The sequence below is a fragment of the Pseudomonas sp. H3_A02 genome (genome assembly GCF_054671965.1).
Window position 1 is genome coordinate 2,999,134 of record NZ_CP162807.1, and the last position, 23,296, is coordinate 3,022,429.

Annotated in this window: 21 protein-coding genes; 4 read left to right on the plus strand and 17 right to left on the minus strand. The window is 60.3% G+C overall.

Annotated features, from left to right (window positions below; genetic code table 11):
• Positions 1-2: 2 nt before the first annotated feature.
• A complete protein-coding gene (locus AB4N80_RS13210; RefSeq protein WP_305468040.1) occupies positions 3-809 on the minus strand; it encodes an alkaline phosphatase family protein in 807 nt (268 codons plus the stop codon).
• A gap of 214 nt (positions 810-1,023) precedes the next feature.
• Entirely contained in the window at positions 1,024-2,091 is a 1,068-nt protein-coding gene (locus AB4N80_RS13215; protein ID WP_122566968.1) for an ABC transporter substrate-binding protein, read from the minus strand.
• Between the two features lie 349 nt (positions 2,092-2,440).
• Between AB4N80_RS13215 and AB4N80_RS13220 the strand changes: the two genes are divergently transcribed.
• Positions 2,441-3,169 (plus strand): UTRA domain-containing protein, encoded by a 729-nt coding sequence (locus AB4N80_RS13220; RefSeq protein ID WP_122566969.1) that lies wholly within the window; start codon positions 2,441-2,443, stop codon positions 3,167-3,169.
• A gap of 7 nt (positions 3,170-3,176) precedes the next feature.
• On the opposite strand, the gene AB4N80_RS13225 is transcribed toward AB4N80_RS13220, so the two are convergent.
• The 6 genes from AB4N80_RS13225 to minC form a co-directional block, all read right to left on the minus strand.
• Complete coding sequence (locus AB4N80_RS13225) at positions 3,177-3,359, minus strand: hypothetical protein (protein ID WP_122566970.1); 183 nt, start codon at positions 3,357-3,359, stop codon at positions 3,177-3,179.
• A 150-nt stretch (positions 3,360-3,509) separates the two neighbouring features.
• The gene (locus AB4N80_RS13230) at positions 3,510-4,799 is read right to left on the minus strand and encodes a M18 family aminopeptidase (protein ID WP_460082393.1); all 1,290 of its coding nucleotides are present in this window, start codon (positions 4,797-4,799) and stop codon (positions 3,510-3,512) included.
• Between the two features lie 286 nt (positions 4,800-5,085).
• Entirely contained in the window at positions 5,086-5,721 is a 636-nt protein-coding gene (locus AB4N80_RS13235) for an RluA family pseudouridine synthase (RefSeq protein WP_018612476.1), read from the minus strand.
• Between the two features lie 105 nt (positions 5,722-5,826).
• Positions 5,827-6,081 carry a cell division topological specificity factor MinE gene (gene minE / locus AB4N80_RS13240; RefSeq protein ID WP_003179111.1) on the minus strand — a complete coding sequence of 85 codons (255 nt, stop codon included), beginning with the start codon at positions 6,079-6,081 and terminating at the stop codon, positions 5,827-5,829.
• Positions 6,081-6,893, minus strand: coding sequence for a septum site-determining protein MinD (gene minD, locus AB4N80_RS13245; protein WP_003179114.1), 813 nt, complete (start codon positions 6,891-6,893; stop codon positions 6,081-6,083). The genes minE and minD overlap by 1 nt, the downstream gene beginning before the upstream one ends.
• 200 nt (positions 6,894-7,093) lie before the next feature.
• Positions 7,094-7,831 carry a septum site-determining protein MinC gene (gene minC / locus AB4N80_RS13250; protein ID WP_122566972.1) on the minus strand — a complete coding sequence of 246 codons (738 nt, stop codon included), beginning with the start codon at positions 7,829-7,831 and terminating at the stop codon, positions 7,094-7,096.
• A 118-nt stretch (positions 7,832-7,949) separates the two neighbouring features.
• On the opposite strand from minC, the gene AB4N80_RS13255 reads away from it, so the two are divergent.
• Both AB4N80_RS13255 and AB4N80_RS13260 read left to right on the plus strand, forming a co-directional pair.
• Entirely contained in the window at positions 7,950-8,882 is a 933-nt protein-coding gene (locus tag AB4N80_RS13255) for a lipid A biosynthesis lauroyl acyltransferase (RefSeq protein WP_122566973.1), read from the plus strand.
• Between the two features lie 36 nt (positions 8,883-8,918).
• Positions 8,919-10,073: a patatin-like phospholipase family protein gene (locus AB4N80_RS13260; RefSeq protein ID WP_460082398.1), complete on the plus strand. Its 1,155-nt coding sequence runs from the start codon at positions 8,919-8,921 to the stop codon at positions 10,071-10,073.
• 352 nt (positions 10,074-10,425) lie between these two features.
• Here AB4N80_RS13260 and AB4N80_RS13265 read toward each other — a convergent pair whose 3' ends face one another.
• The 6 genes from AB4N80_RS13265 to puuE all read right to left on the minus strand — a co-directional run bounded on the left by AB4N80_RS13265 (position 10,426) and on the right by puuE (position 16,205).
• Positions 10,426-11,211, minus strand: a complete 786-nt coding sequence (locus AB4N80_RS13265; protein WP_122566975.1) for an outer membrane protein OmpK — start codon at positions 11,209-11,211, stop codon at positions 10,426-10,428.
• 499 nt (positions 11,212-11,710) lie between these two features.
• A complete protein-coding gene (locus tag AB4N80_RS13270) occupies positions 11,711-13,012 on the minus strand; it encodes a urate hydroxylase PuuD (protein WP_122566976.1) in 1,302 nt (433 codons plus the stop codon).
• Positions 13,013-13,063: 51 nt separating this feature from the next.
• Positions 13,064-13,567, minus strand: coding sequence for an ureidoglycolate lyase (locus AB4N80_RS13275; RefSeq protein WP_122566977.1), 504 nt, complete (start codon positions 13,565-13,567; stop codon positions 13,064-13,066).
• 121 nt (positions 13,568-13,688) lie between these two features.
• Positions 13,689-14,684 (minus strand): allantoicase, encoded by a 996-nt coding sequence (gene alc, locus AB4N80_RS13280; RefSeq protein ID WP_122566978.1) that lies wholly within the window; start codon positions 14,682-14,684, stop codon positions 13,689-13,691.
• A gap of 67 nt (positions 14,685-14,751) precedes the next feature.
• Entirely contained in the window at positions 14,752-15,267 is a 516-nt protein-coding gene (uraD, locus tag AB4N80_RS13285) for a 2-oxo-4-hydroxy-4-carboxy-5-ureidoimidazoline decarboxylase (RefSeq protein WP_122566979.1), read from the minus strand.
• On the minus strand, positions 15,264-16,205 hold the full coding sequence (puuE, locus tag AB4N80_RS13290; RefSeq protein WP_460082403.1) for an allantoinase PuuE: 942 nt from the start codon (positions 16,203-16,205) through the stop codon (positions 15,264-15,266). The genes uraD and puuE overlap by 4 nt, the downstream gene beginning before the upstream one ends.
• Before the next feature lie 413 nt (positions 16,206-16,618).
• Between puuE and uraH the strand changes: the two genes are divergently transcribed.
• Entirely contained in the window at positions 16,619-16,972 is a 354-nt protein-coding gene (uraH, locus tag AB4N80_RS13295; protein WP_122566981.1) for a hydroxyisourate hydrolase, read from the plus strand.
• 94 nt (positions 16,973-17,066) lie between these two features.
• Here the strand turns inward: uraH and AB4N80_RS13300 are convergent, their stop codons facing one another.
• The 3 genes from AB4N80_RS13300 to AB4N80_RS13310 all read right to left on the minus strand — a co-directional run bounded on the left by AB4N80_RS13300 (position 17,067) and on the right by AB4N80_RS13310 (position 23,290).
• Complete coding sequence (locus AB4N80_RS13300; RefSeq protein WP_354339699.1) at positions 17,067-18,425, minus strand: hypothetical protein; 1,359 nt, start codon at positions 18,423-18,425, stop codon at positions 17,067-17,069.
• Positions 18,426-18,810: 385 nt separating this feature from the next.
• Positions 18,811-22,536: a calcium-binding protein gene (locus tag AB4N80_RS13305; protein WP_460090484.1), complete on the minus strand. Its 3,726-nt coding sequence runs from the start codon at positions 22,534-22,536 to the stop codon at positions 18,811-18,813.
• A 124-nt stretch (positions 22,537-22,660) separates the two neighbouring features.
• Positions 22,661-23,290 carry a LysE family translocator gene (locus AB4N80_RS13310; RefSeq protein ID WP_122566983.1) on the minus strand — a complete coding sequence of 210 codons (630 nt, stop codon included), beginning with the start codon at positions 23,288-23,290 and terminating at the stop codon, positions 22,661-22,663.
• Positions 23,291-23,296: the final 6 nt, after the last annotated feature.

The window sequence follows — 23,296 nt, forward strand, 5'->3', positions numbered from 1 at the left end:
GTTCACTTGAGTAACTCCTGGCAATAGGGTTTGTCGTGGTCGACGCCGAGCAATTGGCAAATGGTGCCGCACAGTTCGGTCTGCCTCGGCGCGGCAGCGGGATCGAGACTGAAGCCGTCACCCAGGACGAACAACGGCACTTCCCGTTCTTCGGCCAGCAGGCCGTTGTGGGAACGGTCGTTGTTCATGCCGTGGTCGGAGGTCACTAGCACCTGGTAACCGGCATCGAGCCAGGCTTGCAGGTAGACCGCCAGGTTGATATCGGCCGAGCGCGCACTGTTGCGGTATTGCGGGGTGTCGAGGCCGTGCTTGTGGCCGGCGTCGTCGATGTTCATTGGATGCACCAGCAAAAAGTTCGGCAAGTAGCGCTGGCGCAGGTGTTCGGCATCGGCGAACAGGTGGGAATCGGGGTAGTGGTCATTCCAATAGAAATGCCCGTACTGGATCGGCAGGTCGGGGTTGTCGGTGTGACGATCGCGACCGGCGACGAAGGGTGATGCGTTGTAGAGCTCGCTGACCCAGTGGTACGCCGCAGCCGCCGTGCTCAGGCCGGCCTGGGTGGCATAGTGGAAAATGCTGCGCTGGTTCGACAGGCGCGTGACGTTGTTGTGCACGATCCCGCTGTCGATGGGCACGACGCCAGTGAGGATGCATTCGTAGAGCGGGCGGGACAGGGCGGGCAACTCACATTCCAGTTTGTAGAGGGCCGCGCGTCCTGCGCCGACGTAAGCCTGCAAATGCCCCATGGCATGCCGTGCGACCTCATGGTTGAGACCGTCGAGCACCACCAGGATGACGTTGTGCTTCATGGGTAGCGGGACTCCGGACAGATACCAGGAAACTCGGATCCTTCAGGAACCTGATGTGGGCGCGAGCTTCTGTGGGAGCGAGCTTGCTCGCGATAGCGGTGTATCAGTCAACCTCAATGCTGACTGATCCGCTGCCATCGCGAGCAAGCTCGCTCCCACAGGGCCTGCTCCCACAGTTGGATTGCCAGTGGATAGCCGAGCGGGCGCTAGCGCCTCACTTCATCTCGACGATGACTTGTTCATTCCACTGCTGCGGCAGTGCCTTGGAAGTCTTCTCCCACGCATCCGCATCCTTGATCGGGGTCACGCCTTTGTACTGCTCGTTCGGCAGCAGCTTGGCCTGGACCTCTGCCGGCAGTTTCAGGTGCTCGGCGCGGATCGGACGGGCGTTGCCCTTGGCCAGGTTGATCTGGCCGGCGTCGCTGAAGATGTACTCACGGGCCAGCTTGGCGGCGTTCGGGTGCTTGGCGTATTTGTTGATGATGGTGGTGTAGCCGGAAATGACCGAGCCGTCGGACGGAATCAGCACGACGTAATCATCCGGATTGGCCATCTTGGCCTTGTAGCTCAGGCCGTTGAAATCCCAGACCACGCCGACTTCGACTTCACCTTTTTCCATCGTGGCGATGGTCGGGTTGGCCATGGACAGGCGCCCTTGCTTGGCGATTTCGGCGAACATCAACAGCGCCGGCTGAACGTTTTTCTCGTCGCCACCGTTGGCCAGGGCCGCGGCCAGCACGCCGTTGGCAGCTTGGGCGGCGGTGCTCACGTCACCGATGGAGACTTTGTATTTGCCGGTCTTCAGGTCAGCCCATTTGGTCGGCACTTCGGAACCGTGCAGCAGCTTCTTGTTGACGATGAAGGCGATGGTGCCGGTGTAGGCCAATGCCCAGTTGCCGTCCTTGTCCTTGGCCCAGGCGGGGACCTGTTCCCAGGTGCTTGGCTTGTACGGCTGGACCACGCCCTGTTTGACCGCGATCGGGCCGAACGCCGCGCCGACGTCACCGATGTCGGCGCTGGCGTTGTCTTTTTCGGCGGCGAACTTGGCGATTTCCTGGGCCGAGCTCATGTCGGTGTCGATGTGTTTCAAGCCATAGATCTTGGCCAGGTCGTCCCAGGTGCCTTTCCAGTTTGCCCAGTCATCGGGCATGCCGACGCTGTTCACGGCGCCTTCCGCTTTCGCAGCGGCTTCCAACGTTTTCAGATCGGTGTCAGCGGCCATGGCGGCGGTGCACATGGCAATGGTCGAGCCTAACAGTGATGCCAGGAAAAGCTGTTTCATCCGAAGCTCCTATGGGCGTTTTCAACGCTGCGATTGCGGTTGTGTTGGTCTAGGTCAGCAATACCTGAGCCAATGTAGGCGAGCCCTGTGACATTTTGATGTCGGTGTCGCAGGGGGCGGGAAATGCCTGGCTCGTGGAGATTGGCTGCGAATTAAGCGTAGACCATGGTTAAACAGCTGATCTGCAAGGACTTGGCCGTTAATTTGCACGCTCGAAAAACGACCGTTCGGCGGCTCTGTCATCTGCCAGTCATGTGCAGTGCCTAGGCTTGTTGGACCCAGAAGCGGATCGACGGACCGTCGATCCTGCCCCGAAACAGTGCTGGTCTAGTCCAGATAGGTAACGTTGATGCGCATCGATGCAACCAAAGCGGTGACAGCCATCGGACAGGTCCTGCAAGAGCAACTCGATCACGGGTTGCTGGCGCCCGGCAGCAAGTTGCCAGCCGAGCGCAAGCTCAGTGAATTGTTCGGGACCACGCGGATTACCGTGCGCGAGGCGTTGTTGCAGCTCGAAGCCCAGGGGCAGATCTATCGGGAAGAGCGCCGGGGCTGGTTCGTCTCGCCGCCGCGCCTGGCCTACAACCTGATGCAGCGCAGCCATTTTCACGCCATGGTCGCGGCCCAGGGGCGTGTGCCTTCTACCCAAGTGATCTCGGCGCGCTTGCAACCGGCTTCGGCGGCAGTGTGTGCCTGGTTGCAACTGCCGGCGTTGTCCAGCGTGATCCAGATCTGCCGCGTACGACGCATCGATGAGCGGCTGGTGCTGTATGTCGAGCACTACCTGAACCCACAGTATTTTCCGGACATCCTCGAATTCGACCTCAACCAGTCCATCACTGAGCTGTACGCCCGCCATTACGACCTGCACTACGGCCGGGTGAAGTTCGAGATCGTGCCCACCTCTTTACAGCCGGAAGCGGCAGCGGCGTTGAGAGTTTCGGTGGGCAGCCCCGGGCTGCGCATCGCACGGGTCAACTATGACCAGCACCAGCGGCTGATCGACTGCGACCTGGAGTTCTGGCGACACGACGCGATTCATGTCGGGGTGGATGTGCCGGAGCAACCGCCGGTTTGAGGCAGGTTCAGAGCGACTCGTTGAGTTTGCCCAGGATCTTGATCACTACCGTGGCGAGGATCAGCAGCATGCCGATCCACATGGCAAAGACCCCGACGTTCTTGTCACGGAAGTTGAAGCCGATGGCCAGCAGGATCATGCCGGCGATGATGGGCACCAGCATGGCGTTGAACGAAGACATCGAGATCATGACGACGGCCTTGTCGGGGAGGGATAAGGACAGTCTAGTTGGGGTTTGGCTGGGGGGGCTGATGTATGTCAGCACACCCCTCAATCCCGAGGCGAGCGCTGTGTGGGAGCAAGCCTTGCTCCCACAGGGTTCATCATGCCTTCTGAGTGGTTACGGCAACTCGCGAGACGCGTAGAACGCGCTCAGCACCTTCACCAAATGCGCCAGGTCATGGCTGCCGCACAGTTCACGGATCGAATGCATGGCGAAGGTCGGCAGGCCGATGTCCACGGTGCGCACGCCCAACTGGCTGGCGGTGATCGGGCCGATGGTCGAACCGCAGCCCATGTCGCTGCGCACCACGAAGCTCTGCACCGGCACTTCTTCGGCCATGCACAGGTGACGGAAGAACCCAGCGGTTTCGCTGTTGGTGGCGTAGCGCTGGTTGCTGTTGACCTTGATCACCGGCCCGGCGTTGAGCTTGGGGCCGTGGTTGGCGTCGTGCTTGTCGGCATAGTTGGGGTGCACGCCGTGGGCGTTGTCCGCCGACACCAGCAGGGATTTCTGAATGGTCCGCACGAACTCTTCACCTTCGGGCAGCAGGCGACGCAGGGTCTGTTCCAGCATCGGGCCGTCGGCGCCACAGGCCGAGCACGAACCCACTTCCTCGTGATCGTTGCACACCAGTACGCAGGTTTCTTCGGTGTCGGCGGTCAGCAAGGCTTGCAGGCCGGCGTAGCACGACAGCAGGTTGTCCAGGCGCGCGCCGGCAATGAAATCGCCGTGCAGGCCAATGATCGCGGCGCTTTGGGTGTCGTAGAAACTCAACTCGTAATCGAGCACTACGTCGGCATTCAGGCCGTGCTCGCGGGCCAGTTGATCAGTGAGCACGGCCCGGAAATCGACGCGCTCGTCACCGGCGAACTGGGCGAGGATCGGTGGCAGTTCGTTCTGCGGGTTGATGGCCCAGCCCTGGTTGGCTTCGCGATTGAGGTGGATGGCCAGGTTCGGAATCGTGGCGATCGGCGCCTTGAAGTCGATCAACTGGCTTTCGACCTTGCCATCGCGGCGGAAGGTCACGCGCCCGGCCAGGGACAGGTCGCGGTCGAACCACGGCGCCAGCAGCGCGCCGCCGTAGACTTCCACACCCAGTTGCCAGAACCCGTGGCGTTGCAGTTCCGGCTGCGGCTTGACCCGCAGGCAGGGGCTGTCGGTGTGGGCGCCGACCAGGCGGATGCCGTCGTTCAGCGCTGAGTGGCGGCCGAGCTTGAAGGCGATGATCGAGGAGTCGTTGCGCGTGACGTAATAGCGACCGTTGGCCTCGGTGGTCCAGGTCTCGCGCTCGTCAAGACGCTGATAGCCGGCCGCCTCCAGGCGCTTGGACAGGCTGGCGGTGGCATGGAACGGGGTAGGGGAGGCCTTGAGGAAGTCGATCAGGCCTTGGTTCAACTCTGCGCGCATAAGAAACTCCAGACAGCAATGGGCGGGAGTTTACCGTATTGGTGGTCGATGGGGAGGGTGGGAAGTGGGTGATATCCGTGTTGAATGTGCGGGCCTCATCGCGAGCAAGCTCGCTCCCACATTGGAGCGCAGGCGTGTACAGAGCTTGTGTTCACCACAAATCCCTTGTGGGAGCGAGCTTGCTCGCGATGAGGTCGGCACATTCAACATCAATGCAAACTGACCCACCGCTATCGCGAGCAAGCTCGCTCCCACAGGTTTTGTGGTCTGCTTGCGGATACATCCCTCAGAACGGTGCCGGGCACTCGAAGCGCAGGCGCTCGCCGCTTTGCGGATGGGTGAAGCTGAGCATGCTGGCGTGCAGGCACAGGCGTGGCCAGGCCGCGAGCGCTTGCGGATGGGCATAGAGACCGTCGCCCAGCAGCGGGTGACCGATGGACAGCATGTGCACGCGTAATTGGTGTGAGCGCCCGGTGATCGGCGTCAATTCGACCCGGCACCAATCGCCGCAACGTTCCAGTACGCGCCAGAAGGTCAGGGCGTGTTTGCCCTGTTCATGGTCCACCACGTGCCGAGGTTTGGTCGGCGGGTCGTAGCGCAAGGGCAGGTCGATGCTGCCACTGTCCAGTTCCGGCTGACCCCAGCACAGCGCGGTGTAGGCTTTTTCGGTTTCGCGATCATGAAATTGTCGGGACAGTTCACGATGGGTGTCCGGGTCACGGGCCAAGAGGATGATGCCGGAGGTTTCCCAGTCCAGTCGGTGCACGATTCGCGCTTCCGGGTAGCCGTTTTCCTGCAGGCGGGTGATCAGGCAGTCTTTGTTGTCGTCGGCCCGGCCGGGCACGGAAAGCAACAGGGTCGGCTTGTCGACCACCAGGACAGCGGCGTCCTGATGAATGATGCGGATGTTGGACAGGGGCATTGAAAACAGTCTCGTTACAAACGCCAACGGCGGCTCGGGCCCTTTTTCCTGACCCTGTGGGAGAAGGACTTTGGGCCCGAGCCGCCGTGGCTCCCGCCGGCGCGATCAGCGATCCGGCAGGGTGATATTGAGTTCCAGGATCGAGCAGCTGCCCTGGCTTTCCAGCGCCACATGCACGTCATCGCTGCCGATGTTGACGTATTTGCGGATCACTTCCACCAGTTCCTTCTGCAAGGCTGGCAGGTAGTCAGGGGTACTGCGTTGGCCGCGTTCGTGCGCCACGATGATCTGTAGACGCTCTTTCGCGACCGAGGCGGTACTGGGCTTTTTGTTGGCACGAAAGAAGTCAAAAAGGTTCATTACCTACCTCCAAACAGGCGCTCGAAGAAACCTTTCTTCGTTACATCGAGGAAACGATGCTCCACGGTCTTGCCCAACAGACGATCGACGGCATCGCTGTATGCCTGGCCGGCATCGCTCTGGTCGTCGAGAATCACCGGCACGCCGGAGTTGGAAGCCTTGAGTACCGCTTGGGATTCCGGAATGACACCCAGCAGGGTGACAGCGAGGATTTCCTTGACGTCTTCGACGCCCAGCATCTCGCCATCGCTGACCCGTTGCGGGTTGTAGCGGGTCAGCAGCAAGTGTTCCTTGATCGGCTCTTCGCCCTTCTCGGCGCGCCGGGATTTGCTCGCCAGCAGGCCCAGCATACGGTCGGAGTCACGGACCGACGACACTTCCGGGTTGGTCACGACAATCGCTTCGTCCGCGAAGTACATGGCCAGGTGGGCACCTTTCTCGATACCGGCCGGGGAGTCGCAGACCACGAACTCAAAGTCTTCCTTGAGCTGCATCAGGACTTTTTCCACGCCTTCCTGGGTCAGCGCGTCTTTGTCGCGGGTTTGGCTGGCGGCCAGCACGTAGAGGTTCTCAAGGCGCTTGTCCTTGATCAGGGCTTGTTGCAGGTTGGCTTCGCCGTTGACCACGTTGACGAAGTCATAGACCACGCGACGCTCGCAACCCATGATCAGGTCCAGGTTACGCAGGCCGACGTCGAAGTCGACGATGACTGTCTTGTGGCCGCGCAGAGCGAGGCCGGTACCGATAGCGGCGCTGGTGGTGGTCTTACCCACACCACCCTTGCCGGATGTAACCACGAGAATCTTGGCCAAGGTGTTTCACCCCTAAGGAAAAAGGACTTTGTCAGCCCCTGAAAAACATCTCTGGAAAACCGCTGCAATTGGACAGGCTTGGCTGGAATCGGCTGTCGGGCGGGGTCTACCTCCGGTAAACACTGCCTGATCCTTTTTCCTACGTCGTTTAAGCCGTTTTCGCTCGTTTTAGAGATGCTTGGAAAATGCGGCAGTATCCGTTAAAGCCGAATGATGTTCAACACGTCGCCCGACAGGCTGATCTGGACGCCGGCCCCCCACAACGGGTCGCGGCGCAAATCCTCGGAGACCTTGTACTGCCCGGCGATGGAAACCAGCTCAGCGCTCAATTGCTGACAGAAGATCCTGGCTTTGGTATCACCCTTGACGCCGGCCAGTGCTCGACCGCGCATCGGGCCGTATACATGGATGTTGCCATCGGCCAGAAGTTCCGCTCCCGGGCTGACCGAGGACACGATGACCAGATCGCCACCCTGGGCATAAATCTGCTGCCCGCCGCGAACGGGCGAGGTGATGACCCGCGTTGGCTTGATGGTGGGCTCCGGTGGTTTTTCCGGGGTTTTCTTCGCTTCGGCCGGGCTCAGTTCCAGCACGCGCTCCCGGGCGCCGGACGGCGGCAGCACCGGAATGTCCACGGCGATGGCAGCGGCGATGTCTTCGATGCGGCTGGCGCGGATCGCCAGGGTGCGCAGACCGTGCTGGCGGCAGATGCGCATCAGGCCTGGCAGATCCACTGAGCCTTCGCCGGCCGGCAGCTTGTCCAGGGCCAGCACCAGGGGGGCATTGCTGAAGAAGTTCGGGGCCTGGGCGACTTTCGCCGCCAATTGCCGGTCAAGGCTCTCCAGGTCGTTGCGGGCCAGTTCCAGCACCGTAATGGCGAGCATGCTGCCCTTCAGCTGGAACACGGGATCTTGGTCTAGCGGTTCGGTTTGGCTCATGGTCGGCGTACAACGGCTTGTCACTAAAAGTGCCGAGACTTATAACGAGATCGTCCGCCAGCCGCAACCCGGGTCGAACAATGTAGAATGCGCGGCCCATGTCTTAATGGAAGCTGTAATGGATCGCCCGCGTTTTCGAGCTGCATTTTTTCATCCGCGTTTCTGGCTGCTGTGGTGCGGCCTGGGGCTGTTGTGGCTGATCGTGCAATTGCCTTATCCGTTATTGCTGCGGGTCGGTCGTGCATTGGGGGCGCTGATGTACCGGGTGGCCGGCGACCGACGGCGCATCGCTCGTCGCAACCTGGAACTGTGTTTCCCGCAAAAGTCCGCTGCCGAGCGCAAGCGTCTGCTCAAGGAAAATTTCGCCTCCACCGGCATCGCCTTTTTCGAGATGGCCATGAGCTGGTGGTGGTCGCGCTCGCGTTTGGCGAAACTGGCCCACGTCGAAGGGCTGGAGCATCTGAAACAGGCCCAGCGCGAGGGCAAGGGCGTGATCCTGATGGCTCTGCATTTCACCACGCTGGAAATCGGTGCGGCCTTGCTCGGCCAGCAGCACACCATCGATGGCATGTACCGCGAGCACAAGAACCCGCTGTTCGACTACATCCAGCGCCGCGGTCGTGAGCGGCACAACCTCGATTCCCTGGCGGTGGAGCGTGACGACGTGCGCGGCATGCTCAAGCTGCTGCGGGCCGGGCGGGCGATCTGGTATGCGCCGGACCAGGACTATGGTGCCAAGCAAAGCGTGTTCGTGCCGTTGTTCGGCATCCAGGCGGCGACGGTCACCGCCACCACCAAGTTCGCCCGCCTGGGCAAGGCGCTGGTGGTACCTTTCATCCAGGAACGCCTGGCCGACGGCAGTGGCTATCGCTTGGTGATTCAGGCCCCGCTCACCGATTTCCCGGGCGAGACCGAGGAAGCCGATTGCATCCGCATCAATCAATGGGTCGAGCAGTCGGTGCGCGATTGTCCCGAGCAGTATCTCTGGGCCCACCGGCGCTTCAAGAGTCGTCCACCGGGTGAGCCCAAGCTGTACGACAAACGCGGCTGAGTTTTTTTGATATCACCTTGAGCACGGAGCATTGCGATGACCCCAGCTGAACCGGTTACAGGTTTGATTCTTTCCGGCGGCGGGGCTCGGGCGGCATATCAAGTGGGGGTATTGGCGGCGATTGCCGAATTGCTGCCGGACGGGGCGGATAACCCGTTTCCGGTGATCGTCGGCACCTCTGCCGGGGCGATCAATGCGGTCAGCCTGGCGAGCGGGGCGATGGACTTCAAGACTGCCATCGAGCGGCTGACGGCGTTCTGGCAAGCGGTGCGCAGCCATCAGGTCATGCGCAGCGACTGGCGGGGCGTGATCGCCCAGTCAATGCGTTTCATCACCCACAGCCTGCTGGGCCTGGGAGCCAAGTTGCCGGTGGCGCTGATCGACAGTTCGCCGCTGCGCGAACTGCTCGAGGCCCAATTCCACGCCTCGGGTATCGAGCAGGCCATCGCCGAGCAGCAACTACGGGCGGTGGCGGTGACGGCATTCGGTTATGAATCCGGCCAGGCCGTCACCTTCTATCAGGGCCGCGGCACCATCGATGCCTGGCTGCGCCACCGGCGTATCGGTGTGCCGACGCAGTTGTCGGTGGAACACTTGCTGGCCAGTTCGGCGATTCCGCTGTTGTTCGCGCCGGTCAAGATCGGTCCGCAATACTTCGGCGACGGCGCGGTGCGGCAATCGGCGCCCATCAGCCCGGCTTTGCACCTGGGGGCCAATCGCGTGCTGGTGATCGGCGTCAGTGGCAACCCCCGTGGTGGTGGCGGGCAGGATCTTTCCGAACGCAGCTACACCGGCCTGCAACCGACCCTGGCGCAGATTGGCGGCCATATGCTCAACAGCACGTTCATCGACAGCCTGGAAAGTGACATCGAGTTGCTGGAGCGCCTGAACGGGTTCAGCCACTTGCTGCCCGATGACGTCCCGGCCCATGCCCTCGGCGCGGCACCGGTGGACGTGCTGGTGATTTCGCCAAGCCAGCCGATCGACGAAATCGCCGCCCGCCATCGCCAGGAATTGCCCCGTGCGCTTCGGGTATTTCTGCGCGGGCCGGGCGCGACCAAGACCAGTGGCGCGGGGGTGCTGAGCTACCTGCTGTTCGAGGCGGGGTATTGCAGCGAACTGATCGAGCTCGGGCGCCAGGATGCGTTGGCGCAGCGTGAGGCGTTGAGTCGGTTTCTGGGGTTGTCCTGAGGCGTGATGCACGCAGGTCCACCGCCATCGCGAGCGAGCTCGCTCCCACAGGGGGATTTGTGGTGGATGCTAAACCTGCGGTTGGCATGCAACCCGTGTGGGAGCGGGCTTGCTCGCGAAGACGGCGGTACATTCAACATCAATGCAAGCCGACCCACCGCTATCGCGAGCAAGCTCGCTCCCACAGGGGGATTTGTGGTGGATGCTAAACCTGTGGTTGGCATGCAACCCGTGTGGGAGCGGGCTTGCTCGCGAAGACGGCGGTACATTCAACATCAATGCAAGCCGACCCACCGCTATCGCGAGCAAGCTCGCTCCCACAAGGGGATTGTCTGCGATATTGATTCCGGGATCAGAAGTGATACTTCAGCAAAAAGCTGGTCGTGCTCTGGTTGGTCTTGAACCCGTCGCTGTCTTCAATGGCGTACTTGTTCTTCCAGTAGTCGTATTCCACCCCGACATACAACTGCTTGGCGCCGAGCTTCAACGCTTTGCCCAAGTCATATTTGATCTGCGGGACGATGTGCAGGTTGGCGTGGTAGGTGCCCTTCGAGTTGCTGTCGTTGTCCACCACCCAGTCGATGAAACCATCGATCAGGATGTCGGATGAGCCCACCGGCACGGTATAGGCCCAGACCGGGGTGATCTGCCAAACGTTGTCGCCGGCGCGCGGGCCTTCGGTCTGGCGGTTGTAGACGTTCAGTTGGAAGTAGTCGAAGCCGGGAATCGCCAGGTCGAAACCCGGGCCGATCAGGTAAGACTCGTTGTCGCCTTCCCCGAATTCATACGTCATGGCCAGCAGCACATCCTTGATCGGACCCAGTTCCAGCTTCTGGTCGAAGATCTTGCCGAACGACAGACGCGGGCTGAACTCACCGTAGTAGGTGTTCGGGCCGGACTGGCCGTCATCCTGGCCGTTATAGAAGATCCGATCGAGGAAGAAGAAGTTGTCCCCGTATTTCCAGGCGTCGGCGTGTTCGAAGGTCACGGTCTGCTGGATACGCGGGTTGATCTGGAAATCCTTGCCGTACAGGTAGGTCAGGCTGTTGTTCTGCCACTGGAACAGATCGTCGGCCATCGCCTGGCCTGCGGCCAGCAAGGATCCTGCGAGTATCAGGCTGGTGCACGTACGTTTCATTCGGTTTGCTCCCAAAGGTAAGTGGTACCGCTTTTTTTCAGGTCAGCGCTCTGGTGTGGCGCCTTTTTCCATGGATTAAAAACATCCGTTCGGTCAGCTTTTTGAGCGTGGCGAATGCTGATAGCAAGCGCTGAGCCAAGTCCGGAAAAAACCGGAAAAGGCTTGCCCTGCGGTTTTTTGATCAGTCGGAAAGCTGTTTTCAGGGGCGCGTTTATGTCCGCCAACACCGCAACAAGTTGGCGATCCGGTCAGGATCGGAAGGGATTTTGTGGTCGGCCTGCTTCAAACGGCCGCGCAGGATACGGGCTTGCCTTGGAAGGCTCAAGTGCCCTGCAACAGCGCATGCGCGGCGAATTTGGGGCGTGATGGCGGGGCGTGGTCATCGGGTGCTTTGCTCTTGTTTTTATTGTTGAGGCGCAGGCAGTCGCTGACGGGGGACCGGTGGTGTGCCGGTCGACCTGTCAGCGGTATGACGTTTAACGGTGTTGGAGCGCGTGGCTCAGTTAGTGTGGGCGCCCTGGTTGATCCACGCGCCGATCAGATCGCGTTCCTGTTGGGTCATCTGGGTGATGTTGCCCAACGGCATGATCTGGCTGGTCACGGCTTGGGCCTGGATGCGCGCGGCCTGTTGCTGGATCTGCTGCGGCGTATCGAACATCACCCCGCCTGGGGCGGCGCTGAACAGCGGGCTGGTGGGCTTGGCCGAGTGGCAGACCGAGCAGCGTTCCTGGATCACGCTGTGGACCTTCTCGAACGAAGGGCCCTGGGCGTTGGCGGCCTGAGTGGGTGCAGCTGCCGGTGCGGCGGGGGCCGTCGCCGGTTTCGCGCCACCGCCTACTGCCGTTTCCGGCAACGGTTGGTACTCGATCACGCCGGGCGCCTTGGCCACCTCCGGTGTGCTGGGCATGGGCTTGGGGCCGGTGACATAAGCCAGGCAGATCATCGCCAGGGCGCCGACCGGCAGCGTCCAGGCAAACCGGTTGCTGTCATGGCGCGTGTTGAAGTAATGCCGCACCAACACCGCCGCCACGGCGATCCCGGCCAGGATCAGCCAGTTGTACTGGCTACCGTAGGTGCTCGGGAAATGGTTGCTGATCATGATGAACAGCACCGGCAGGGTGAAGTAGTTGTTGTGGCGCGAACGCAACAGCCCCTTGGCTGGCAGCGCTGGATCCGGCGTGCGGTTCTCGGCGATGGCCGCGACCAGGGCACGTTGTGCCGGCATGATGATGCGGAACACGTTGCCGACCATGATCGTGCCGATGACCGCCCCGACATGCAGGTAGGCACCGCGACCGCTGAACACCTTGCTGAAGCCGTAGGCCGCGGCGATCAACAGCACGAACAGGATCAAGCCGAGCAAGGCAGGGCGCTTGCCCAGGGCCGAGTCGCAGAGGAAGGAGTAGACGAACCAGCCGACGAGCAACGAACCGAGGCCCAGGGCCACGCCTTCGGGGCCGCTCAAGCCGCTGCCGGGGGCCAGCAGGTAGACGGTCGGGTTCCAATAGAACACCACGCACAGCAGGGCGATGCCCGACATCCAGGTGAAGTAGGCTTCCCACTTGAACCAGTGCAGGTTGTCCGGCATGGACGGCGGCGCGAGTTTGTATTTTTCCAGGTGGTAGATACCGCCACCGTGGATGGCCCACAGGTCGCCGGCCAGGCCGCTCCTGGGGTTGACGCGATTGAGGTTGTTTTCCAGCCAGACGAAGTAGAACGACGCGCCGATCCAGGCCACGCCAGTGATCATGTGAACCCAGCGAACGCTCAGGTTCAGCCATTCCAGCATATGTGCTTCCACAGTCTTTACCTCTCGCCCGTCACGCTTGTTTTCGCGTGATCGGACCTTCTCTTATTGGTGGGGGGCGAGGATCAAGTACTCATCCTCTTTGAAAAAATGCTCATCGCAGTTATTGCCTGTGCCACTGCGATCAACCACCAGGAAGTCATCCCGCTTTTCGATCGTCAGCACCGGGTGGTGCCAGACGCCGCGATGGTAATTAATGCCCTGCCTGCCGTTGGTGACGAAGGCGCGGACCAAGCCTGATACAGGTTCATCGCCAAGTGGCGCGACCACGATCAGAAAGGGGTTGCCGAGCAGCGGAATGAAGGCCTGGCTGCCCAGCGGATGGCGCTCCAGCATGCGTACGGTCAGCGGCATGTCCAGCGCGTCGGCGCGGAAGATGCTGATGATCGCCTGATCGTCCGGCGTGGCGGTTTCTACCGTCGCCAGGCGATGGAAGCGCATGGTCGAACCGTTGTTGATCATGAAGTGATCGCTGCCGTCGGTTTCGATCACGTCACCGAACGGGGCGAAGGCTTCTTTGGTCAACGGTTCGATCTTGAGTGTGCGCATGCTGGTCTTCTTACCTTGAATTCTGTGTTGTTTGTTGTGCCGCCATCGCGAGCAAGCTCGCTCCCACAGGGGAATGCATTTCAAATGTGGGAGCGAGCTTGCTCGCGATTTGGGTTCACCCTTATTTTGCGACCTTGCCCAGCACCCGCAGGCGACTCACACCACCGTCCGGGAACACGTTCAGGCGGATATGGGTGATCGGTCCCAGGGCCTTGATCTGCTCGGCGAAGGTGTGTTCGGCGTGCATTTCCAGTTTCTGGCTCGGCAGCAGTTCGCGCCAGAACAGCGACTGGGTTTCGATCTGGCTGTCGGTGCCGCCCTTGACGAACGCGGCCTGGATCGAGCAGCTGTCGGGATAGTTGCCCTTGAAGTGCAGGGTGTCGACGATGACTTTCTCGACCTCGCCGGCATGGCCCAGGGCGACGATGACCCAGTCATTGCCCGGGGTACGGCGACGGGCGGTTTCCCAGCCGTCGCCCATGTTCACGCCACGACCCGGGTTGAGGATGTTGCTCATGCGGCCGAAGTGCTCGTCGGAGCAGGCCAGGGCGCGGCCACCATTGAGGGCGGCGGCCAGGTCGATCTGTTCGTTGTCGCCCACCGCCGACCAGTCGCGGTACGGAATGCCGTAGACCCGCAACCGGGCCACGCCGCCATCGGGGTAGATGTTGAAGCGCAGGTGGCTGAAGGCCTGGTCGTTGCTGATTTCGTGGTAGTGGTGGCTGTTGCCTTGCAGCTCGACGGCCGACAGCACTTCAGTCCACTGGGTGTTTTCGTCCGGTTCGCCTTCCGTCAGGAAGCAGGCTTCCAGGGAGGCCGACGGTGGGTAGTTGCCGGTGAAGAATGAGGTGTCGATGTCCACGCCTTTGATCGAGCCCGCCACACCCAGGCGGATCACCGCGCTGTCGTAGCCTTCGAAGCGCTTGCGCCGCGACTCCCAGCCGTCCATCCACTTGCCGTTATCATCGAACACGCCCTCCTTCCACACGGCCGGGGTCGGCTGGAACAGGCGGTTGGCGTCGGCGAACCAGTCATCGGTGACCGAAATGATCTTGGTGCCCAGGCGGGCGTCGGCCAGGTTGACGAACTTCTCGAAAGGTACGGCGTAAGCTTTCATTCTTCTTGTCTGCCTTTAAATAAGTTGGCTGGGGATGCTTGCAGGTTCCTGGGTTCAGGACTGCTCGCTAAAGGGTCAGTAATCGGAACAACGCGATTTTGTTGATCTCTGCCAGGGCGCATTTGAATTCGGCGTCTGCCGAGTGATGGATGCGCGTTTCGAACGCCGCGAGGATCTGGTGCCGGTTGCTGCCTTTTACCGCCATGATGAAGGGAAACTTGAACTTGGCCTTGTAGGCGTCGTTCAGCTCGGTGAAGCGTTGAAACTCTTCGGCCGTGCATTGGTGAATACCGGCGCCGGCCTGTTCGTTCGTGCTGGCTTCGGTCAGTTGGCCCTGGACGGCGGCTTTGCCGGCCAGGTCCGGGTGAGCGTTGATCAGCGCCAGTTGGCTGGCGTGATCGGCACTCAACAGGATGTCGCTCATGCGTTGGTGCAGGGTCTCGATCTCGTCGATCGAGGGATCCTGGCCCAGGTCAAACGCCTTTTCGGCGACCCATGGCGAATGTTCGTAGATATCGGCGAAAGCCCGGATGAAGGCTTCACGGCTCAAGGTGGAGGGCTTGAGGGTCTGGAAGGCGGTCATTTCGACGCTCCTGGTTTCGAAGCCCCTTGATGCGGGTGGACGTGCTGCCAGTGGCGGGCGATGTCGACACGACGGCTGAACCAGACGTGTTCGTGGCCTTTGACGTATTCGAGAAACCGCTTGAGGGAGGCCAGGCGCGCAGGGCGGCCGATCAGCCGGCAATGCAACCCGATGGAAAGCATCTTCGGGGCTTCGGCGCCTTCGGCGTACAACACGTCGAAAGCGTCCTTGAGGTATTGGAAGAAATCGTCACCCTTGTTGAAACCCTGCACCTGGGTGAAGCGCATGTCGTTGGTGTCGAGGGTGTAGGGGATCACCAAGTGCGGCTTGCCGTTGCGGGTATTCGGTTCCCAGTAGGGCAGGTCGTCGTCGTAGGTGTCGCTGTCATAGAGGAAACCGCCTTCCTCCATCACCAGCCGGCGGGTGTTCGGGCCGGTGCGGCCGGTGTACCAGCCCAGCGGACGCTCGCCAGTGATTTCGGTGAGGATGCGGATCGCTTCGAGCATGTGCTCACGCTCCTGGGCCTCATCCATGTATTGGTAGTCGATCCAGCGATAGCCGTGGCTGCAGATTTCGTGACCGGCGGCGACCATGGCGCGAATCACCTCCGGATGGCGCTGGGCGGCCATGGCGACGGCGAAAATGGTCAGAGGAATATCGAATTCCTTGAACAGTTTGAGGACACGCCAGACACCGGCACGGCTGCCATACTCATACAGCGATTCCATGCTCATGTTGCGCTCGCCCTGCAGCGGTTGCGCCGCGACCATCTCCGAAAGGAACGCTTCGGATTCCTTGTCGCCATGCAGGACGTTGCGCTCGCCGCCTTCTTCGTAGTTGAGCACGAAGGACAACGCGATGCGGGCATTGCCCGGCCATTGGGGGTGGGGAGGGTTACTGCCGTAACCGATCAGGTCGCGTGGGTAGTCAGCGCTCACTGCAGTTTTCCTTCTTGTTCGAACCATGTAGGTGGCGCCCTGGCGATGTGTTTCAGGCTGGCGTCACGACGATGGAATGATTGTATACAACTTTATGCGCGATTTGTAAGCCTGATTTTCTGCATTTTTCACTGTGTCCCTGGTGTTGTCTACACTGCAAGAAACCTGCCCACTTGGTCAGTGAATCGTCAGGAGGATCTTGTATTCATTTGGTTTGCTTGAGCCTGGGGCTGACGCGCCGTCGCGCAGTCCATGGGCGAAGTGTTTATTTTTTATTGTGTACAATTTTCTTTTAAAGTGTCTTAATTCGCACATCGCCGTGGCGTTTCGTGCTCCGAAACGGTGCGGCCTGTCTTTCAACTGATTCAGGAGGCGTCGGGCCGGACTGCAGTGCAGCGAGGCGCGCATAAGCAATGGGACGTTTGACTACTCACGTTTTGGATGCCGCACACGGCTGCCCGGGCAGCTCGATCAAGATCGAGCTGTACCGCGTGGAAGGTTCGCAACTGCACTGTGTCGCCAGTGCGCTGACCAACAGCGACGGGCGCTGCGACGCGCCGCTGCTGCAAGGGGATGACTACCGTTCGGGGGTCTATCAACTGCAATTCCACGCCGGCGATTACTACCGCGCCCGTGGCGTCCAACTGCCCGATCCGGCGTTCCTGGATGTGGTGGTGCTGCGCTTCGGTATTTCGGCCGAGCAGGAGCATTACCACGTGCCCCTGCTGATTTCGCCCTACGCCTATTCCACCTATCGAGGCAGCTGATCCCCCAAGCAGCTGCCTCTCCTGGAAGCGACTGCGCATGGCGCTTCTTTGGTTTTCGCCCGCTCACACTGCGGGCTTTTTTTTGCCTGCGGACTTACAGCCTGGCGTCGTCATCCCGAACGATGAAAACGGTGTCCGGATGGTTTGGCCGGATTTGCGAACCGCCCTTGAGCCAGATGAGTTTGTTGTTCTGGTGGGCCTCCCTGACAACGTTCGCGGCGTGTTCGCCGACCTGGGTTTCCAGGCTGATGCCGGTTGTGTTTGGGCTGGTGTGTGCCGGCAGGGAAATCTTCGGGATCCGGGTGCGATGCAGGCTCATGAAAAATACATAGTCATGCCCTGTGCGCCGGAATACCAACGCCGGAAAGCTATTGAAAGAATTGGGTTCAAAGACTGCATAACCGTTACGGGTCATGAGGTTGGCCATGAAGCGCTTGAGGTCCAACGGGGAGTAAGTCATGACGAAATAATCCCACTGCTGGGTGAATCGCTGAGGGTCGAAATCCAGCCGATCCAACGACATTCTTGACGTTGGATTCGGCAGATCGAGCGAGCGTGCAGTGCTGCTGACGCTGCCTGAAGCGGCGCGAAGCACGGGTAGCATCAATAACGGATCGCTCCATTCCGGGTGCGGGGACGGGGTGCCGTCTTTCCAACTGCTGAAAATCTGCCGGAGCGCGGTCAAGCCTGCCGCGTCGGCAAAAGACGAGCTGTTGGCGAGGGTAAATTGCTTTCTGGCGATATTTTCCAGGGTGACGGTGGTGACTTCTGGAAACGCCTCCCTGACGTATTCCGTCAGTGGTTTGTCAAAGGGCAGCCTCGCATCGATTTGCCAGCGATTGTCAGGAGGCACGCGTATCGCGCTTCGGGGTTGCTCGTCGGGCGTATGCCTGATGGTCGCCTCCAGTACGTCAAAATCATACGGTGAATGGGTGGGTTGCTGGACGTAGGCGATCGGATACTCGCGGGCGTCGGCGCGCGTCACTACCTTGTAGTGAACACCGTCTATGGTCAGGAAGTCGGGTACCGTGAGCCTTGGCTCGATTCCCCAGTTTTTAGCGAAGGCGGGGGCGCTCTCCAAGGTGGCTTCGCTTGGTGAAGGGGACGTGTGCTGACGCTTGGGTTCAATGACGTCCGAGGGCTCATCTTCCGCCGGTCTGCGGCGGGTAATCGTCAGTATGGAGTCAGCGGCATCCGGCTCGGCGCGGTGCGCAAGACGCCACAGCAGGCTGCCTTCCACTTGTTCGAGGCGTGGCCCGGAGGCGATGAGTTCGGTGCCTAGTCGGGCCCGGTAATTCTGCTCGGCATCGCGCCCCAACAGCACTGTGCCGCCTTCCGTTAGATCCACATAGGTACGTGTCCTGAATGTGCGGATGCCCGAGGTTGCGTCGGGCTCCGATAGCATGGGGACCAGTTCGGGTGAAAGAAGATAGTGCTCCAGCGGCACCGCCATGGTTGACTCATGGCCGGGTGTCTGTGAGGTGATTTCGGCTATCTGGATGGTGGGGGACTGGGGTTCTGCGGCGTCAGGTTGTCGTCCGGGCGGCGTGACGGGGGCCAGGTCGCCTCCCTCGCTTCGGGCGGGGCTTCTGGGCAGTGTTTCCGGTGACGTATCGCGACTTGAATGGGGCGTGTCGGGGGGCGAGGTTGGAAGCTTGGGGCGGGTGTTTAGTTTTGGGCTCATTGGGATTCCTGTTCCTTCAGGTTTGGAAAGTGATGAATGAGTCATTCATTCGTCGTGGAGCATGCCCTGCCTTGCGATTGACGCACCGACAGGTCACTGGCTTGAGATGTTCCTGGAAACGGCTCAAGCCTGTGCAGTACATATGTATATGGGGCTATAAATAGGCGGGTAAGAACCCATGCAATGCAAGAAGCCCGCTTAATTGAGCCGCGCTCATTCCAAAGGCCAGGCTGAGCGTCAGGGTTTGCACCAGGAACTTCGAATTGCCCGGCGTGAGGCTTTCCACCAGGGCCACGCACTTTTCCCGTAGCAAGCGAAGTGCGCCATCGTTTGCGGGCGGCGTCTGGCTGAGGCCTTCGCGCGCCAAGTCCTGATAGAGGCTGAGATGGTGATCGCAAAGATTGGTTTTTCTCAGGTCCTGGGCAACGATGGGGCGAGCCTTATCGGTCTCAAGGGTCCATTGGCGGGTTTTCAGGTTGTAGGTCAGACCGCCGCGAGTGCCGTCCCTGACGGCAATGTTCAGCACCCTCAATTCCCTGGCAGCGAAGGCGGCCAGTTCGCTGGGCCATGCCGCTGAGGGGGCGAGCGCAAAAGTGAAATACCGAGCGTCGAGCGCCTCGACATACACCCGTTCAAACAGGGTATCGACTGCATGAACGACGCCTTGGGCGGTGATGACCCGTATCTTGTCGACAAGGTCTTCAGCCTCATACGTGGGGAGATGAATAATCGTTGTGCCCAGCTGCAACCGGTTGGAAGCAAGATTGATCTCGACGTGCCCCAGGCGCGTAGCGTCAAGTTCCCAGGTCGAGGCCTGGGGCAACCGGGGATTGGCCCCCGCGAGGGCGCCGGGTGTGGATAACCGTAGCGTCATGTCCGGGCTCAGGTGCACCAGGTAGGTGGCGCCTTCGCCGATCAGGACTTCAATGCCGGTTTGCTCCGAGGGGGAGGTGAGCTGGGCGCAGGTGGCTCGGTTGCGCATGTAATAGGGGGGCTTGTCCGAAGGAGGAAGATAGACATATTGCTTTCGGGTCGCCGTGAGCGGCAATGCCAGGTCGGTTTTCCAGTTTACCGACGATTGGCCAATGAATTTTTCGTCCAGTAGCAGGCCATAGTCGGGTGTCGGTTGGACGAGGCGGTAGGACACGCCGTCCTTCATGATGAGGGTAACGAGATGGTTCGAGCCCAGGGCGGAAAATGCACGTCGCTTCGTGCGGGTATCTTGCGCGCTGTAACGCTCATCGGAGCTGGCCAGGTTCTTCAAGACCACGTGGCGTGAGCCGAAATAAATCGTCAGGCCACATTCCCCATACTTTACGGTGTCCCAACCATCATCGTCGTGAGTGACCAGGACGTTGTAATGGGCCTCGATCCGCGTCAGCTCGGTGCTGGCATAATCCAGATGCACCGTGGTGGTGAAGTCGCTGCGTTGTGTTACCTGCAGCGTCGTCGCCACGGTAAGGCGTGACAGGTAATAGCTCGTGTCCTTGTCGTGTGCGACCCGGTGCGTTTTCTGGTTATTGAGGATAATCGGGTTGCGAGGTGTTCCCTGCTGGGTGATGACCGCTTCAATGGCGAGGGACTGGCTCTGCTCCAGGGTGTCGGGCAGGTCGGGCACCAAGTGATAGCCATCCTTTGTGATGAAGGTCAGTTTGTTGTTCTGGAGGTATCGTATGTCGTCGTCGGGCTGGTAGACCTTTTTGATGATGACTTCACGCAGTTGCCAGTCATCTGCGTCAAAGCCCGAGGTCACCACCAGGTTGTCCCCTTCGATCTTCCAGCCTTCGATCAGGTCGGCTCTCCAGTCCACGGCAATGACGCTATTGCCGATGCCGTCCTCGCTGATGGATACGCGGCCCGGCTTATGGGCGATGGCGTAGACATCGTTGCCCGGCCCACCGTCTGCGTCGCGGTTGTTGGCGCCCAGGAGGAAAATCTGGTCATCGCCTGCACCGGCCTCGATGGCATCGTCGCCGCGGGATTTAATGATGTTGGGGCCGGCGGTGCCCTTGATGATGTTGCGACCCCCCTCCAGTATTTCTACGTGTTCAATGCTCTCCAGGACCGCATGGCGATAGTCCTCGGTGTCTTTTTCCTGGCTGGCTTGGGTGATGAGGATGATCTGCCCGGCCTCCAGGTCGACGCGATAACCAAGCTGTTGTGCCTCGGTATCCCGAGAGCGACCGGATAAAATGACGGTGTCACTGCCTGCGCCACCGACTAATCGATTGGGTGAAGGAGGGTTTTCCGTGAGGCTCTGCGTTGAACCCTCGAAAATGAAAACATCGTCTTTCTCACCCCCGGTCAGCTGTTTAACACCTGCGCCGTAATGGAAAACGTTCGGTTTGCTTTTCGGACCGATGATGGTGTCGTTGCCACCACCGATATACCAGTGGATGCCTTTGTGTTCCGCCGAAGTACCCAGCACGGCCCCGGGGGTATCGGCAGTGACCCCGTCGCGGGCATCGATGAAGTCGTCGCTGTCCGTGATCCTGGGGCGCACTCGGGTCGCCTGGTAGCGTTCTCCCGTCCACCAATTCCAAGTGTTGTAAGTCACCTGTTCGAGTTCTACGCTGAACTTTCCGTTTACGATGGCTTCGGTGCTGTTTTTCAAGGTGCCTTGCAATAACTTCATGGCATTGGCCCGAAGTTGTTTCGTGTGTTCAGCGGTCGCCTTGGCGATGGTATAGCGCTCCTGGATGGCTTCATCGGGGCTGATGGTCCAGAAGGCGAACCAACCTGTGCGCAGGCGCTCATGCACGGTGAGTTCTATGTAGTTGTCGATTTCATCGACTTCACGAATCGCCCCCCAGACTTGTGATCCAACCGCGAGGATCAATCCCGCGGCAAGGCCCACGGGGCCGGCGGAAGTAAAACCCGCCAATGCCGCTGCGCCGATCATCACGGACATGGCGGCGCTGGTGATGCTCAAGGCGGCGTTGACGTAATGATCCGTGGCTTCATTGCCGGTGGCGTTGGCGGCAGCCTTGAAAGCGTCGATGGCCGCGACGATATCGAATGGCAGTGTCAGCACGCTGGCAATCAAGCCGCTGCCACGCCCCAGCCGTAAGGCAAACGAGGTTTTGGCGAAACTCCCGAGGGAACTTTGGCCGGCCTTGAGCATGTGCGTGGCTTGCCGGGTCAGCGCGGCCTCGACACCGATCGAGGCGACCTCGGCACTCACGCTGGCCCCATTGAAGACGGCCTGGTAACCGTTCTTGTTGCGGATGGCATCTTGCAAACCACGCAGGCCGCTGTAGATGCCAAAGGCCTGGAGTCCGAACCCTGTGGGAATCAGGATGTTGCTCTTGGATCTGTTTACCCACTTAAATGTTTTTTCTGCAAGCGAAGCGGTATTGAGTTTTTGGGCAGAATTTAAAAGCTTTTCGAGCGTGGTTCGATAATGGGCTGATTCAGGTTGTGTTTCAGGAGGGTCATTGAGCAACGGCGGGGCGATAGAGGAGCGCTCACTGGCAATTTCGAACAGCAGTGTTGGCAAGCGGTAGTCGTTGGCGTTGTCGATCAGCTTTATACGGGTTTCGATATCAACCGGGTTGAACCGCAACGTATTCAGGAAAAAACGATTGGGGGTGCGGAAAAACGTATTGTCGCCGTTCAGGGGCTGGCCATTGGTCGTTACGCCCAGCGCATCCAGGGCTAAACGAGTCACCGTCACGGAGCCGATACGCAGCGGGCCATACAGTTTATCGACCACTTCGAGTTGGGCTTGTCTTCGCTTATGTTCCGGGCCGATCAGGGTTTCATTGCCTGCTTTGAAATCGAGTGTCTCGACAGAATGATCATTGGCATCAAAGCCTAGATCCGTCACGACGACGGCGTGCTCGTGAGAAACGGAACCGGGGTAAAAAACCTTGGCCATTGTGAACTTCCTTGTTCAACGATAATGAATGGCCTTCTATGTAAGGTGTTTTTCTGACGGGTGTATATCAATGGGTTGTTGCGCCGTTTTACCAGCGCCGCGGCTCAAAAAAGGTCACCGGTACTCAGTGGCTGGACAGTAAGGACGCTGCGCCCGCGCCGCCAAACAGCCCGGCACTGATGCGGTTGAACCAACTCTGGCCTCTGCCCGTGCGCAAATACCGCGCCGCGCCATGGGCGCCGAGGCCGTAGGCAAGCTTGCACAGCAGGTCGAGTACGGTCCAGGTGGCGATCATGATCAGCAGTTGTGGCAGGAACGCGTGTTCGGCGCTCAAAAATTGCGGCAGGAAAGCGGCGAAGAACAGGATGTCTTTCGGGTTGCTCGCACCCAACACGAACGCCCGCCCGAAGAGGGCGCGAAAGCGCGGGACGGCAGCGGCCTGGGGCACTTCGGCGCCTTGGGAGGGTTGGCGCGATTGCTGCCAGCTCTGCCAGGCCAGGTAAAACAGGTACAGGGCACCGACGATCTTCAGGGCGCTGAACAACTGCTCCGAGGCCATCAACAATGCGCCGAGCCCCAGCGCCGAAGCGCTCAGCAGGCAGATCGATGCGATCACCCCGCCGAGGAATGCCGGGTACGAGCGGCGCAGACCGTAGTTCAGGCTATTGCCGATCATCAACAACGACAACGGGCCGGGGATGAGGATCACCACCAAGGCGGCGCCACTGAACAACAGCCAGGTTTCCAGATTCATTGCTTT